General features: G+C 62.4%; 11 protein-coding genes. All 11 read left to right on the top strand.

Translation table 11 applies throughout. The annotated features are described in order from the left end of the window. The first annotated feature begins 4 nt into the window (after positions 1–4). The 11 genes from KUG85_RS16595 (at position 5) to KUG85_RS16545 (ending at position 14,281) form a co-directional block, all read left to right on the top strand. Entirely contained in the window at positions 5–1,669 is a 1,665-nt protein-coding gene (locus KUG85_RS16595) for a thiamine pyrophosphate-dependent enzyme (protein WP_223006119.1), read from the top strand. After that, a complete protein-coding gene (locus KUG85_RS16590) occupies positions 1,666–2,931 on the top strand; it encodes a D-amino acid dehydrogenase (protein WP_223006118.1) in 1,266 nt (421 codons plus the stop codon). Before KUG85_RS16595 ends, KUG85_RS16590 begins: the two co-directional genes overlap by 4 nt. A gap of 70 nt (positions 2,932–3,001) precedes the next feature. Beyond that, positions 3,002–4,600: an ABC transporter substrate-binding protein gene (locus KUG85_RS16585; RefSeq protein ID WP_223006117.1), complete on the top strand. Its 1,599-nt coding sequence runs from the start codon at positions 3,002–3,004 to the stop codon at positions 4,598–4,600. Between the two features lie 7 nt (positions 4,601–4,607). Further along, the gene (locus KUG85_RS16580) at positions 4,608–5,549 is read left to right on the top strand and encodes an ABC transporter permease (protein WP_065815681.1); all 942 of its coding nucleotides are present in this window, start codon (positions 4,608–4,610) and stop codon (positions 5,547–5,549) included. 8 nt (positions 5,550–5,557) lie between these two features. Then, positions 5,558–6,469 carry an ABC transporter permease gene (locus KUG85_RS16575; protein ID WP_223006116.1) on the top strand — a complete coding sequence of 304 codons (912 nt, stop codon included), beginning with the start codon at positions 5,558–5,560 and terminating at the stop codon, positions 6,467–6,469. Beyond that, entirely contained in the window at positions 6,466–8,121 is a 1,656-nt protein-coding gene (locus tag KUG85_RS16570; protein ID WP_223006115.1) for an ABC transporter ATP-binding protein, read from the top strand. The genes KUG85_RS16575 and KUG85_RS16570 overlap by 4 nt, the downstream gene beginning before the upstream one ends. Continuing rightward, a complete protein-coding gene (locus KUG85_RS16565) occupies positions 8,118–9,602 on the top strand; it encodes an N-acyl-D-amino-acid deacylase family protein (RefSeq protein ID WP_223006114.1) in 1,485 nt (494 codons plus the stop codon). Before KUG85_RS16570 ends, KUG85_RS16565 begins: the two co-directional genes overlap by 4 nt. Before the next feature lie 99 nt (positions 9,603–9,701). Further along, positions 9,702–10,841 carry a M20 aminoacylase family protein gene (locus KUG85_RS16560; RefSeq protein WP_223006113.1) on the top strand — a complete coding sequence of 380 codons (1,140 nt, stop codon included), beginning with the start codon at positions 9,702–9,704 and terminating at the stop codon, positions 10,839–10,841. Beyond that, positions 10,841–11,749 carry a LysR family transcriptional regulator gene (locus tag KUG85_RS16555; protein ID WP_223006112.1) on the top strand — a complete coding sequence of 303 codons (909 nt, stop codon included), beginning with the start codon at positions 10,841–10,843 and terminating at the stop codon, positions 11,747–11,749. Before KUG85_RS16560 ends, KUG85_RS16555 begins: the two co-directional genes overlap by 1 nt. Before the next feature lie 107 nt (positions 11,750–11,856). Then, on the top strand, positions 11,857–12,744 hold the full coding sequence (locus tag KUG85_RS16550) for an NAD(P)-dependent oxidoreductase (RefSeq protein WP_223006111.1): 888 nt from the start codon (positions 11,857–11,859) through the stop codon (positions 12,742–12,744). After that, positions 12,737–14,281 carry an aldehyde dehydrogenase family protein gene (locus tag KUG85_RS16545; RefSeq protein ID WP_223006110.1) on the top strand — a complete coding sequence of 515 codons (1,545 nt, stop codon included), beginning with the start codon at positions 12,737–12,739 and terminating at the stop codon, positions 14,279–14,281. Before KUG85_RS16550 ends, KUG85_RS16545 begins: the two co-directional genes overlap by 8 nt. The last annotated feature ends 75 nt before the right edge of the window (positions 14,282–14,356 follow it).

Raw genomic sequence — 14,356 nt, 5'->3', positions numbered from 1 at the left:
ATTGATGAAGCGTGCTGCCGACCTTCTGGTGGAATCGCTCAGGGTGCACGGCATAGACCGGGTTTTCTGCGTGCCTGGCGAGAGTTATCTCAGCGTGCTTGACGCTCTTGTCGAACAGCCAGCCGTTTCGGTCGTGACGACAAGGCATGAAAGCGGTGCAGGCTTCATGGCGCTGGCCGATGCGCGGCTTACGGGCCGTGCAGGCGTCGCTTTTGTAAGCCGCGGGCCGGGCGCCATGAACGCGGCGATCGCTGTTCACTCCGCCCAGCAGGATGCCGTTCCTCTGGTGCTGTTCATCGGGCAGGTGGAGCGCGCGCATCGACAGATGAACGCGTTTCAGGAAATGGATTACGGCAGGGTCTTCGGCTCGGTCGCGAAATGGGTTGTCGAAGTCAATGACGCTGCCCGCCTGGTCGATACCGTGGCCACGGCATTCCACGCCGCATCGAGCGGTACGCCCGGGCCGGTGGTCGTCGCCCTCCCTGAAGACATGCTGGAAGATCTGGTTGAAGCGCCCGCCGTTCAGGTCAACCGTGTTGCCCGTGCTGCTGCCTCACAGCAGGACATGGTCGATCTCCGGGATATGATCGCGGATGCCGAACGGCCACTGCTGATCGCTGGAGGGCTGCTCAAATCCGATGCAGCGCAAACGACCCTGAAGGCCGTGGCGGAAGCGTTTGCCATCCCCGTTGCAACGGCTGTGCGGCATGCCGACGTTCTGCCAAACGATCATCCGCAGTTTGCGGGCCATCTCGCCTATGGCGCTCCGGCTGCGCTTGCCGAAGCCGTTGCAAAGGCCGATCTCGTCATCGGCGTCGGCACAAGGCTCGGTGATGTGACGACGCAGGGCTACACTTTTCCGGCCGCGCCTCTGCCGGCGCAGAAGGTGGTGCAGGTCTGGCCCGATGCTATGGCGGTCGGCCATGTGCGGGGTCTCGCAATGGGGCTGGCGGCGGAGCCCCGGATATTTCTCGAACAGCTTCTTGCCATGGCGCCCGATGCGCCGGCATCGCAACACACCGACTGGAGTGCAGCGCTTCACGCGGTTGCCTGCTCCCTGCGCGAATGGCGGGGTGCCGGGGATGTGGAGGACGGCGTTGTTTTCGGTGACTTTGTCGCGGCTGCCGACCGCTTGCTGGCCGACGATGCGATCATCACCATCGATTCGGGAAACTTCGGTGGCTGGGTCCAGCGCCTGATGCGTTTCGGTGGCGGTCGCTTGATGCTGGCACCCGCCTCCGGCGCCATGGGATATGGCGTGCCTGCGGCGGTGGCCGCAAGCCTGCGGCATCCGGAGCGGCAGGTTGTCTGCTTTGTCGGAGACGGCGGCTTTCTGATGACAGGCAATGAACTGGCGACGGCCATGCATTATGGCGCGAAGCCGATTGTGATCGTGTCGGACAATGGCTCCTACGGCACCATTCGCATGCATCAGGAGAAGCATTTCCCCGGCCGGATCGGCATGACCGGCCTGACGAACCCGGATTTTCCGGTCTTTGCATCCTCTTTCGGAACGCTGAGCCTCACGGTGGACAACGCCTCGCAGATCGAGGGTGCCCTCAAGGCCGCGGTCCAGGTCCGGTGCGCAGCCGTCATCACCGTTCGCACGAGCCTGGAGCACATTTCAGCGGCTGCTACGATCGCGGCGTTGCGCGGGAGCGCGGCATGAACGAAGGGCACAGACACGTCCTGGTTATCGGCGCCGGCATTGTTGGCCTGATGACCGCCTACTTCCTGAGGCGCGACGGTCACACAGTGACGGTGGTGGACAGGAACGCTGAACCAGGACTTGAGACGAGCAGGGCCAATGGCGCCCAGTTGAGCTACAGTTTTGTCGCGCCGCTTGCCGATCCGGCAGTCCTGCCTAAATTGCCGTCCTGGTTGATAGACAGGGATGCACCGCTGAATTTCCGGCTGCGTGCCGATCCTGCACAGTGGCGCTGGGGACTGGCATTCCTCAAAGCGTGCCGTCGGGAGACGGTTCACCGCACGACCCGCGACATGCTGGAGCTCGGGCTCGCGAGCAGGGCGCTTCTGCGCGAGATGGTTGCACGCGAAGGTTATGCCTTCGACTTCTCCTCCACCGGAAAGCTGCTCGTCTATCAGGATCACGCAGCTTACGCTCTCGCCTGCCGGCAGTTGCAGATGCGCGATGCCACAACCGGTGGGCAGCGTATTTTGAGCCGGCGCGACTGTCTGGAAATGGAGCCTGCCTTACAGGCAGGCGGTCATGGAATCGTCGGCGGCATTTTCATGCCCGAGGAAGACGCAGGCGATTGCCTCAAGCTGTGTGTTCAGATGCACCGCCAGCTTTCGGCCGCACCGCACAATGTAACCTTTCGCTTCAACACCGAAGTAAGGGGCTTTCGCTTCAGCGGGCAGCAGGTCGTCGGCCTCGAGACCGATGGGCCCTCTCTGTCTGCGGATGCCTATGTCATCGCAAACGGGCTCGGTGCGCAGAAACTTGGCTTGGCGGCGGGCTTCAACCCAATGATCCATCCGCTCAAGGGATACAGCCTGACCTATGAACTGACGGAAAAGAGCCGTGCGCCCGCCCGCAGCGTCAGCGACATTCACAGAAAAGTGGTCTATGCCCGCCTTGGCAATCGGCTGCGTGTTGCCGGCATGGTCGATATCGGGGATCGGGATCCCGGCGTGACCGCGCGGCGTATCGATCTTCTCAAATCCCAGGTGAACGCATTGTTGCCGGAGCTTGCCCCGGCTGCTCAGCCGAAGGTGTGGGCGGGGATGCGTCCCGCCCGGCCAGACAGCACACCGCTTATCGGTGCGACGCCGTGCGGCAATCTCTGGATCAATGCAGGTCATGGGATGCTCGGTTTCACCCTTGCTGCGGGAAGTGCCCGGCTCCTGGCCGATCGCCTGGCCGGCCGGCCCTGTGCCGTTCAACGACATGCTTTCGCGCTCCATTAGCGCGTTTGACGAGATCCGCCCGGCGAAACCGGGCGGCGGAATTGGAATGCAACCACAAAGGGGAATAATGATGATCTTGTCTTGCAAGAGTTTGCTACGCGGAAGCCGTGCCCTGCTTTGCGCCGCTTCCGTGCTTGTTCCAGTCGCGGCCTCGACGGCGGCGCAGGCCGAGACGGTGAAGGCCGTGATGATGTCGGGCCTCCGCGTGATGGATCCGGTGATGAGCACTGCTTTTCTCACGCGTGATCATGGCTACATGATCTACGACACGCTTCTCGGCGTCGACTCGGAGTTCAAGGTGCAGCCGCAGATGGCGAGCTGGACTGTTTCCGACGACAAGAAGACCTACACTTTCACACTGCGTGATGGTCTCAAATGGCATGACGGCGCGCCGGTGACGTCTGAGGACTGCATTGCCTCGATCAAGCGCTGGGGTGGGGTCGACACCACCGGACTGGCGCTGATGACAATGGTTGAGGACATCACCGCGACCGACGACAAAACCTTCGTCATCAAGCTGACGCAGCCGACGACGCTCCTGCTATCGGGCCTCTCCAAGCTTAGCTCCCGCCCCGCTTTCATGATGCCCAAACGCGTGGCAGAAACGCCGGGCTCTCAGCCGATCACAGAATATGTGGGCTCGGGCCCGTTCCGGTTCATCGAAGAGGAGTTCCAGCCGGGCGTGCGTGTGGTCTACGAAAAGAACGGGGATTATGTGCCACGGGATGAGCCGCCGAGCTGGACCGCCGGGGGCAAGGTGGTGAACGTCGACCGGGTCGAATGGGTGACAATGCCCGACCAGATGACGGCCATTAATGCGCTGCAGAATGACGAGATCGATTTCATCCAGCAGATCCCCTTCGACCTTCTGCCTCTGGTAGAGGCCGCCGATGGCATCGATGTGAAGGTCATCGACAAGCTTGGTTCTTGGACCTATTTCCGGATGAATCATCTTCACCCTCCTTTCGACAACGAACTGGTCCGCCAGGCCGCCATGGCGGCGGTGGGGCAGGAAGATGTCCTGCGTATGCTTGTGGGGAACCCGGAATATTTCCAGACCTGCGCGGCGGTCATGGGCTGCGGCAATCCCAATGAAGACACTTATGGCGAAGAGTGGGTCGTCAACGCGGACATTGAGCGCGCCAGGGATCTTCTGAAGGAGGCCAATTACGATGGTACGCCGGTCGTGCTTCTTCAGCCAACCGACATTGCCATGCTGGCGGCACAGCCCATTGTCATGGCCGATGCCTGGCGCAAGGCCGGGTTCAATGTCGACCTCAAGACCATGGACTGGCAGACGGTGGTGACCCAGCAGGGCAACCAGAAATCTCCGGAGGAGGGCGGCTGGAACGCCTTCTCTACCTACAGCATTCTGGCAACCAGCGGTGACCCGTTCGGCAACACCACACTGTCGACGGCGGGTCGCAAATCATGGGCCGGCTGGCCGGACGTGCCGGAGATCGAGGCGCTGCGTCTTGACTACGCACGAGCGGCGGATGCGGAAGAGCAAAAGGCCATTGCCGCCAAAATCCAGAAGCTTGCCATCGACAAGGGCGTGGTGGGGCCGCTTGGCCAGTTCCGCATTCCCGCCGCCTATGACAGCGAATGGACCGGATTTCTGGAGGCGCCGGTGACCCTGTTCTGGAACATTAAGAAAGCGGCGGAGTAGCAGCCTGATGTTTTCCTATGTCATCAAACGGGCAGTGGCGACACTGCCGGTGATGGCCATGGTCGCGGTCGTGGTTTTTGCCATGCTTCGCCTGACGCCTGGCGATCCGGCCGCCATCCTTGCCGGTGACGACGCCTCCGGTGCGCAACTGGAGGCGATCCGCCGCAGCATGGGGCTGGATCAGCCGATCATGGTCCAGCTCTATGTATGGATGAAGCAGCTCGCCCAGGGAGACCTGGGCGTGTCGCTGCTCTCCGGCACGCCGGTTCTCGAGATGATCGGCGGCCGTATCGGGCCGACGCTTTCACTCGCGGTCCTGACCATACTGCTGACAATCGTCGTTGCGATCCCGATGGGGGTGGTCGCCGCGCGCAATCCCGGCGGGTTGCTCGATCGCACGGTGATGACCTTCTCCGTGCTCGGGTTTTCCATTCCGACATTCGTCATCGGATATCTTCTGATCTATCTCATGGCGCTCAAACTCGGATGGTTTCCCGTGCAGGGGTACAGTTCCGTCGATAAGGGTCTGTGGCCGTTCTTCCAGCGCCTTGTCCTGCCAACGCTCGCCCTGAGTGGCATCTATATCGCGCTTGTGGCGCGCATGACCCGCAGCAGCGTGATCGACGTGATGGGCGAGGATTTCATCCGCACCGCCCGTGCCAAGGGCGCGAAGGAGACCAGCGTGCTCCTGCGCCATGCCCTGCGCAATGCGGCAGTGCCCATCGTCACGGTGATCGGCATCGGTGTTGCGTCTCTGATCACGGGCGTGGTGGTCACTGAATCCGTGTTCAATCTTCCCGGGCTCGGGCGTCTCGTCGTGGAGGCGGTTCTGGCCAGGGATTATCCCGTCATTCAGGGACTCATCCTGCTGTTTTCGTTCACCTACGTCCTGATCAACCTGGTGGTGGATATTCTCTACACCGTTTTTGATCCGCGCATCCGCTACTGAGGATCACGATGAGCAACAATACAATTCAGGGCGATCTGCTTGCAGAACCGGCAGCGCGCGCGCCGGCGCGCAGCGACAGGTCATCCTTCGCAGCGCAGATGCTTCTTTCCCTCAGAAGTGTTCCCGTTTTCCTGGCCTTTGTCGTGCTGACGGTGGTGGCGCTTCTGGCCGTCTTCGCGCCGTTCCTGATCAGGGCGGATCCGATTGCGATCGATCCGCTGCAGCGCTTTGCAGGCGTTTCGGCCGAGCACTGGCTGGGCAATGATGCATTCGGGCGCGATGTCTATTCGCGTCTGCTTTTTGGCGCGCGCGTTTCGCTGATCGTCGGTCTGGGCGCGGCGGCAGCCAGCCTTGTGGTCGGCCTGATCATCGGCGTGGTTGCGGGTTACATCCGTTTCGCCGACACCCTCATCATGCGGGTGATGGACGGCATCATGGCGATCCCCAGCATTCTGCTTGCCATTGCGCTTGTTTCCCTGACGGGTGCATCGCTGGTGACCGTGCTCGTGGCCATCACCGTGCCGGAGATCCCGCGTGTGGTTCGGCTGGTGCGCAGCATCATCCTCAATGTGCGCTCCGAAGCCTATGTGGAAGCCGCAATCTCGCTCGGTACGCCGACCTATCGGCTGCTGATCCGCCATATGGTGTCGAACACGGTGGCGCCGCTGATCGTGCAGGGGACCTTCATATTCGCCTCCGCCATTCTGACGGAAGCAACCCTTAGTTTCCTTGGAGCCGGCCTGCCCACGGAAATCCCCTCCTGGGGAAACATGATGGCCGACGGTCGCATGTATTTTCAGCTTTATCCGAGCCTCGTCCTCTATCCCGGCATCATCCTGGCGTTCACGCTGTTGAGCGTGAACATTCTTGGCGATGTGCTGCGTGACGTGCTCGATCCCAAGATGGCGAAGAGAACATGAGCAATCAGAAAAACGATCTGGCGCCGACCGGGAGGCCAGTGCTCGACGTCCGCAATCTTGCCGTCAGCCTTGCTGGAAATCCCTCGGCGAAGGTGGTGAGCGACGTGAGCTTCACGGTGCATCCGGGAGAGACGGTCTGCGTGGTGGGAGAATCCGGATCGGGCAAATCTGTCACAGCCTTCTCCATCATGGGGCTTCTTTCGCGCGAAGCGCTGCACTGTTCAGGCGGGCGCATCGAACTCGATGGCGAAAACGTACTCGAAGCGGATATGGAACGCCTGCGTGCCCTGCGCGCAACCAGAATGGCGATGATCTTCCAGGAGCCGATGACAGCGCTCAACCCAGTCGAGACCGTAGGAGAGCAGATCGATGAGGTGCTGCGCATCCACAAACGCATGGGCAGGAAGGCCCGGCGCGAGAAGGTCATGGAGATGCTCGAAGCCGTGCATTTGCCGGAGCCGGAACGCATCTACAATTCCTACCCGCATCAGCTCTCCGGAGGGCAGCGGCAAAGGGTGGTGATCTGCATTGCGCTGATCCTCGAGCCCAGGCTTCTGATCGCGGATGAGCCGACCACGGCACTCGATGTCACCACCCAGAAGCAGATATTGCTGCTGATCCGCGAACTTCAGGAAAAGCACAACACGGCCGTGCTTTTCATCACCCATGATTTTGGCGTCGTGGCCGACATCGCCGACCGCGTGGTGGTGATGAACCGGGGCGAAGTCGTCGAGGTCGGGACGCGGGAGAAGATATTGTCCGCCCCGGACAAGGACTACACCCGAATGCTGGTATCTTCGGTTCCAAGCCTCGTGCCGGAAGCGCGGGAAGCCAATGACGGCGACATCGTGCTCTCGGTCAAAGGGCTGGGCAAGGTCTACGCGCAGAAGAGGTTCCTCGGTGCCAGGCGTGAAGTGGCGGCGGCGGTGGATGTCGACCTGACCGTGCGCCGGGGTGAGATTCTGGGCGTGGTCGGTGAATCCGGGTCCGGAAAATCCACGGTCGCGCGCTGCATCGTGCGTCTTCAGGACCCGACGCAGGGCGAGGTTGTCGTTTGCGGAGAAAACATTGCCGCCGTTCGAGGCTCGGCGCTGCTTTCCGTACGCAAACGCATCCAGATGGTTTTTCAGGACCCGTTCCGCTCCCTCAATCCTCGCCTGACCGTTGGCGAATCCATTATCGAGGGGTTGACGAATTTCGGTGTGGCCCGGGCGCAGGCGCTGCGCCGGGCGGGCGAACTGATGGGGCTGGTCGGCCTGCCGGCGGATGCCCTGAAACGCTATCCGCACCAATTCTCGGGCGGTCAGCGCCAGCGCATCTGCATTGCACGCGCGCTGGCACTGGAACCGGACGTTCTGGTGGCCGATGAAGCAGTGTCCGCGCTCGATGTGTCCGTTCAGGCGCAGGTGCTCGAGCTTCTCGACGATATTCGCCGCAAGACCGGTGTCGGTGTTCTGTTCATCACCCATGATCTGAGAGTGGCTGCACAGATCTGCGACACGATCATGGTTATGCAGAAGGGGAAGATCGTCGAGTTCGGCCCCGCCGCCGACGTGCTGACGTCCCCAAAACAGCCCTACACCCAATTGCTGCTGGAGGCCGCGCCGGGCCGCCATTGGGATTTCCAGAACTTCCGCCCGCTCCCACTATGAAGGAAAACACCATGCCGCAGGGCTTCGACATTCTGATCCGCAACGCGCTTGTCATCGACGGAACGGGCGCCGAGCGTTACGCGGCCGATGTCGGCGTTTCGGGCGACCGTATCGCTGCCATAGGGAACCTTGCCGGTGCCCGGGCGGAAGCCGAGATTGATGCGACCGGTCTCATCCTTGCTCCCGGCTTCATCGATTCTCACACGCATGACGATCGCATCCTGCTTTCGGCTGGCGATATGACGGCCAAGGTCAGTCAGGGCGTCACCACTGTTGTGGGCGGCAATTGCGGCATTTCGCTTGCGCCCATGCCCGAACCGGTGCGCAAGCCGGTGACCCCGCCGCTCGATCTGCTTGATGAGACCGGTGACTGGTATCGCTACAGGACTTTCGCTGACTATCTCAGCGCGCTCGAAGAGCAGCCGGCGGCGACGAATAGCGCAATGCTCGTCGGCCATACGACCTTGCGCGCCATTGCCATGGATGACCTTAACCGCGAAGCGACGCCCTCGGAGATTGCGGCGATGCAGGCGCTTGTGCAAGAGGCAATGCAGGCGGGTGCCATCGGTGTTTCGACGGGGCTGGCCTATCCACCGGCGCAGGCGGCAACCACCGAGGAGGTGATTGAGGTTTGCAGGCCCATGGCCGCTCATGACGGGCTCTACGCAACACACATGCGCGACGAGGGCGATTACACGATTGAGTCGCTTGAAGAATCCTTCCGGATCGCATCCGAGGTCGGGGTGCAGCTTTTGATTTCGCACCACAAGCTCGCGGGCGTCAACAATCATGGCCGGTCGGTCGAAACCCTGGCCCTGATCGACAAGCAGATGAAGGAGCAGCCCGTTTGTCTTGATTGCTATCCTTATACCGCATCCTCGACCATCCTTACGGCCGATCACGCGCGCAACTCGCCAAAGACGGTCATCACCTGGTCGCGGCCGCTGCCGCAATATGCCGGCCAGACCCTCGATGACGTGATGGAAGTCATGGGCTGCGCTTTTGAAGAGGCCGTTCAGCGCCTGCAGCCGGCCGGTGCCGTCTATTTCCGGATGCACGAGGATGATGTTCAGCGCATCCTCAAATACGTACCGACCATGATCGGGTCGGACGGCCTGCCGCATGACGAGAACCCTCATCCGCGGCTCTGGGGAACTTTCCCGCGTGTGCTCGGACATTATAGCCGCGATATCGGGCTCTTCCCGCTTGAGACGGCCGTGTTCAAAATGACCGGTCTCACCGCGCTTGAATTCGGCTTTGCGGATCGTGGCGTTGTGCGGGAAGGGACGTATGCGGATATCACCCTTTTCAACCCGGACACCGTCATCGACTGCGCCACGTTTGAAAACCCCAAGACGCTTGCCAGAGGCATAGAGGCGGTTCTGGTCAATGGAACGATTGTCTGGCGGGAGGGGCAATCAACTGGCGCGCGCCCTGGCCGTGTGCTGCGACGATCCCGAAAGGCTGAGGCCACCGCCTGAGCGCTTACCGTTCTTGACAATTCCGGGCTCCTCTTTCACGACCATTCGGGTGCGTCGCGGTCGGCGGCGTTCTGCCGACATTGCTGAAAGGGTGAGAGAATGTTCGAAAGCGCTCATATCGACGAGGCTGTTGCGTGGCGGCGCGACCTGCACCGTCATCCCGAATTGGGGTTTCAGGAAGAGCGCACCTCGAAGCTGATCGCCGGCCTGCTGGACGGCTGGGGGTGGCAGGTTCAAACAGGGCTCGCGCAGACCGGCGTTGTGGCCCGACTGGGCGAGGGAAACCGTTCGGTCGGTTTGCGGGCGGATATCGACGCCCTGCCCATCGCGGAAGCAACGGGGCTCGATCATGCTTCGACCCATCCCGGCAAGATGCACGCATGCGGGCATGACGGGCACACCGCGATGCTGCTTCTGGCAGCGCGCCAGATGGCGACCGACGGGGTGAGCGGCGGAAACGTGACGCTGATCTTCCAGCCGGCGGAAGAAAACGATGGCGGCGCACGGGTGATGATCGAGGACGGCCTTTTCCGTCAATTTCCGTGCGATATGGTTTTTGGCATTCACAACTGGCCGGGGCTCGCACCCGGCCGGCTTGTCGCCCGCGACGGTGAGATGATGGCAGCCTTCGCCATTTTCGAGATCACGATCGAAGGGCGTGGCGGGCATGCTGCCATGCCCGAACAGAGTGATGGTGTGGTGGCCGCCGCTGCGCGGATGGCCGCCGCTTTGCAGGAGCTGCCGGCGCGACGGCTTTCGCCACTGGTGCCGGGCGTGGTTTCGGTGACACAGATACACACCGGGTCCGCCTTCAACGTCTGCCCGGACCGCGCCGTGGTGCGCGGCACGGCACGCTGGTTCCAGTCGCAGGCGGGGGATGAAATCGAGGCGCGGCTTTCTGAAGTGGTCCAGGGCATCGCTGCGGCACATGGCTGCCGGGCGAATATCGATTATCAGCGACGTTATCCGGCAACGATCAACAGCGCGGATGAGGCGGCGCTGGCGAGACGCGTTGGCGGGGCCATGGGGCTCGATACAGGCGAGGCAGGGCCGAGCATGGCATCGGAGGATTTTGCCTTCATGCTGAACGAGAAACCGGGGGCCTATATCTGGCTGGGCGCGGCGCGTGAGGGGGAGAATCCCGGGCTCCATTCACCGCATTTCGATTTCAATGACGATGTGCTGCCGACCGGTGCCGAGTTCTGGGTGCGGCTGGTGCGGCAGGCCCTGTCAGGCTGATGGACGCGCTGGACAGCCGCTTTCTGCGGGCGTTTCTGGTCGTTGCCCGCGAGGGCTCGATCCGTCGCGCTGCCGAACGGCTGAACGTGGCGCCTTCGGCGATCAGCCGCAGGCTCGCCGAAGCGGAGGCGCGGCTGGGCGTTGCCCTGGTGGAGCGCAGCGCCCAGGGCATCGTGCTGACGGATGCGGGGCGCCTGGTTCGTGAGCATGCGCTTGTCCGGCAGGACGAGGAAACGTTCCTGCTCGATCAGCTTGGCAAATTCAGGGACACGGGCGGTCAGGTGGTGCGCATCGCCGTGGGCGAAGGGTTCGCCGCCGATTTGATGCAGAATGGCCTTGGACCGCTCGGGAGCAAGCATCCTCATCTGCGCTTTCGCATCGACATTGCCGGAACCGAGGAAATTCAGCGCCGGGTGATCGAAGGGGACGCGGATTTGGGTATCGCCTACAATCCCGTTCCCATGGAGGCAACGCGCTCCGTCGCTCTTGCCAGACAACCGCTCTGCGGTGTTGTTCCCGTGGGCTCCCCGCTCGCCGAACGCCGGTCTGTACGGCTTGCAGAGATGCTTGATCATCCCTTTGCCATTCTCGATACCCGACACGGCATCAGGGCTCTGGTGGCGCGTGCGGCCGGTGACCTCGGACTGGCGCTGCGTCCGCAGGTCGAAACGTCTTCCATCGCCGCTCTGATCCGCTATGTCGGTGCAGGCATGGGCGGCAGTTTCCTTCCGCGCTTCTCCGTTTCCATCCAGGCTGAGCGGGGCGAAGTCGCAATCATTGACCTCGACGAGGAAAGCCTGCGGCACGTCAGTGCGCATCTCATGGTGCGGGCGCGCCGGCGTCTGCCGCAGTCCGCTGCGGTGACGATCGACTATCTGGCCGCAAACATGGTGGCATTTCAAAATTAGATCGTTCGGTGTTGCCAAAATGGCAACGCTACGTACCTGAATCGCTATCTACAAAACAACACGCTGTCACCGCAGTGTCATGAATGCCAAGTGAAACGGGAGGTATCATGACGCAGTCGGTCGGTGTGATCGGTCTTGGAGCGATGGGAATGGGCATGGCCCGCTCCCTTCTGGCCAAAGGGTTTTCGGTGGCAGCTTTTGATCTTGCACCGCAGGCCATGGCAAGAGCCGCAGAAGCCAGCATCGCTACCCATGAGACGCCGGCCGGTGTGATCGAAGCGAGCGATGTGATCGTGCTTTCGCTGCCTCTGGCCAGCCATGTGAAGGCGACGATCGGGGCCGGACTGGCTGCCGGTGCTTTCAAGACCCCGAAAATCATTGTCGACACGTCCACCTCCGAGGCGTCGGTAAGCCGTGAACTGGCGGCGAAACTTGCCGATCTTGGTCATGGCTTCCTCGATGCGCCTGTCAGCGGTGGTCCTCAGGGTGCGGCCAGCGGCTCTCTGTCGGTGATGCTGGGCGGCGATGCGCAGTGGGTCGCGCAGGCGAAACCGGTTCTGGATGCACTTGCCTCCAGGGTGATCCATGTCGGGCCAAGCGGTTCCGGCAATATCGCCAAACTGGTCAACAACATGCTGGTGGCCTGCCACATGCTGACCACGGCCGAAGGCCTGCGCCTTGCCGAGGCATCGGGCCTGCCGGCGGAAGACGCGCTTTCCGTCATCAACAGCGCCACGGGTCGCAGCGCGCTTAGTGAAATCCATTTCCCCAACTGGGTGATGAGCGGCAGTTTCGACAGCGGATTCTCCGCCGGGCTGATGCGCAAGGACGTGCGGCTGGCGCTCGAACTGGCGCAGGAAAGCGGCTGCGCCATGCCGGTTTCGGAACTCGTCGCCAGTCTCTGGACCGAAGAGAGTTCGGGCGTTTCCGACAATCAGGATTTCATGCTGCTCGGCCGTGTTGAGGCCGCGACGAAAGAGAAGACCAATGGCTGACGACATGATTCCCGCAACCGATACGCGCGTCGAAGTCGCACGGTTGCTGACTGAGCTTCTGGGCAGTGCCGACGTGCAGAACCATGTGGCAGGACAGCTGATGCGGGGCGATGGCGAAACCCTTGCGCTGACCGACCCTGCCACGGGCAAGATTTTCGCCGAGTTTCCGGATGCCGGTGCGGCGGTCGTGAATGCCGCGGCCGAAGCAGCCATCGCAGCGCAGCGAGAATGGTGGGGCAAGACGGCCTCCGAGCGCGGGCGCATCATGTTCGAGATTGCACGCCAGATTCGTTCCCATGCGGAGCCACTCTCGCGTCTCGAGGCGATCTCTGCCGGCCGCCCGATCCGAGACGCAGCCGGTGAGCCTGCCCGCATGGCCGAGATGTTCGAATATTATGCCGGCTGGTGCGACAAGATCACCGGCGACGTCATTCCGGTTCCGTCGAGCCATCTGAATTACACCCGTCATGAGCCCATCGGTGTCGTGACGCAGATCACCCCGTGGAATGCACCGCTCTTTACCTGCTGCTGGCAGGTTGCACCGGCGATCTGTGCGGGCAATGCCGTGATGCTGAAACCGTCCGAGCTCACGCCGCTGAGCTCGCTCGTCATTGCCGCCCTGTGCGTCAGGGCAGGTGCGCCGAAGGGGCTCGTCAATGTGATTGCCGGGCAGGGACCGACTGCCGGCCAGAAAATGATCGAGCACCCCGCCACGGGGCTGGTCGTCTTCGTCGGCTCGGCCACGGGTGGCGCAGCGATTGCTGCGGCTGCCGCCCGGCGTCTCATCCCGTCGATCCTGGAACTGGGCGGCAAGTCCGCCAATATCGTTTTCGCCGATGCGGATGTGGACCGTGCGGTGATCGGCGCGCAGGCGGCGATCTTCGCGGCGTGCGGTCAGAGCTGCGTGGCGGGATCGCGCCTCCTCGTACATCGCAGCGTGCATGCCGAGATGGTCGAGAAACTGGCACAGGCCAGCGCGCGCATTCCCGTCGGTATGCCGCTCGATCCGGCCACGCAGATCGGCCCGGTCAACAATGCGCGCCAGTGGGACAAGGTGGACACGATGGTGCGCAACGCCGTTTCAGAAGGTGCGCATCTGGCGACAGGCGGAGGTAAGCCGGATGCCCTGGGCGAAACCGGCGGTTTCTTCTACGCCCCGACAATTCTCGATCGCGTGTCGCGCGAGATGGAGATCGCCCGGGAGGAGGTGTTCGGTCCCGTTCTGTCGGTTCTCTCCTTCGACGACGAGGAAGAGGCTGTCGCGCTCGCCAACGACACACCCTATGGGCTCGCAGGCGCGGTCTGGACGCGGGATGTCGGGCGTGCGCACCGGGTTGCGGCGAAAGTTCGCGCTGGCACATTCTGGATCAACAGCTACAAGACCATCAACGTCATGTCGCCCTTCGGCGGCTTTGGCCAGTCGGGCTACGGGCGCTCTTCCGGCCGGGAAGCGCTTGCCGCCTACACGACAACAAAATCGGTCTGGGTCGAAACCGCAGCCGATCCGACGATCGGCTTCGGTTACGCGCCGGGCTGAACCGCATGGGCGGTCCCTCCAGGGCCGCCCTTTGTTCCATCCCGGCCCGCGTTAAGAATGGGACGGGCTTACGAG

The sequence above is a fragment of the Nitratireductor rhodophyticola genome (assembly GCF_019891355.1).
GTDB classification, from domain to species: Bacteria; Pseudomonadota; Alphaproteobacteria; order Rhizobiales; family Rhizobiaceae; genus Nitratireductor; species Nitratireductor rhodophyticola.
Note: the sequence above shows the minus strand (reverse complement) of the source record. Positions and strands in the feature narration are given on the sequence as shown.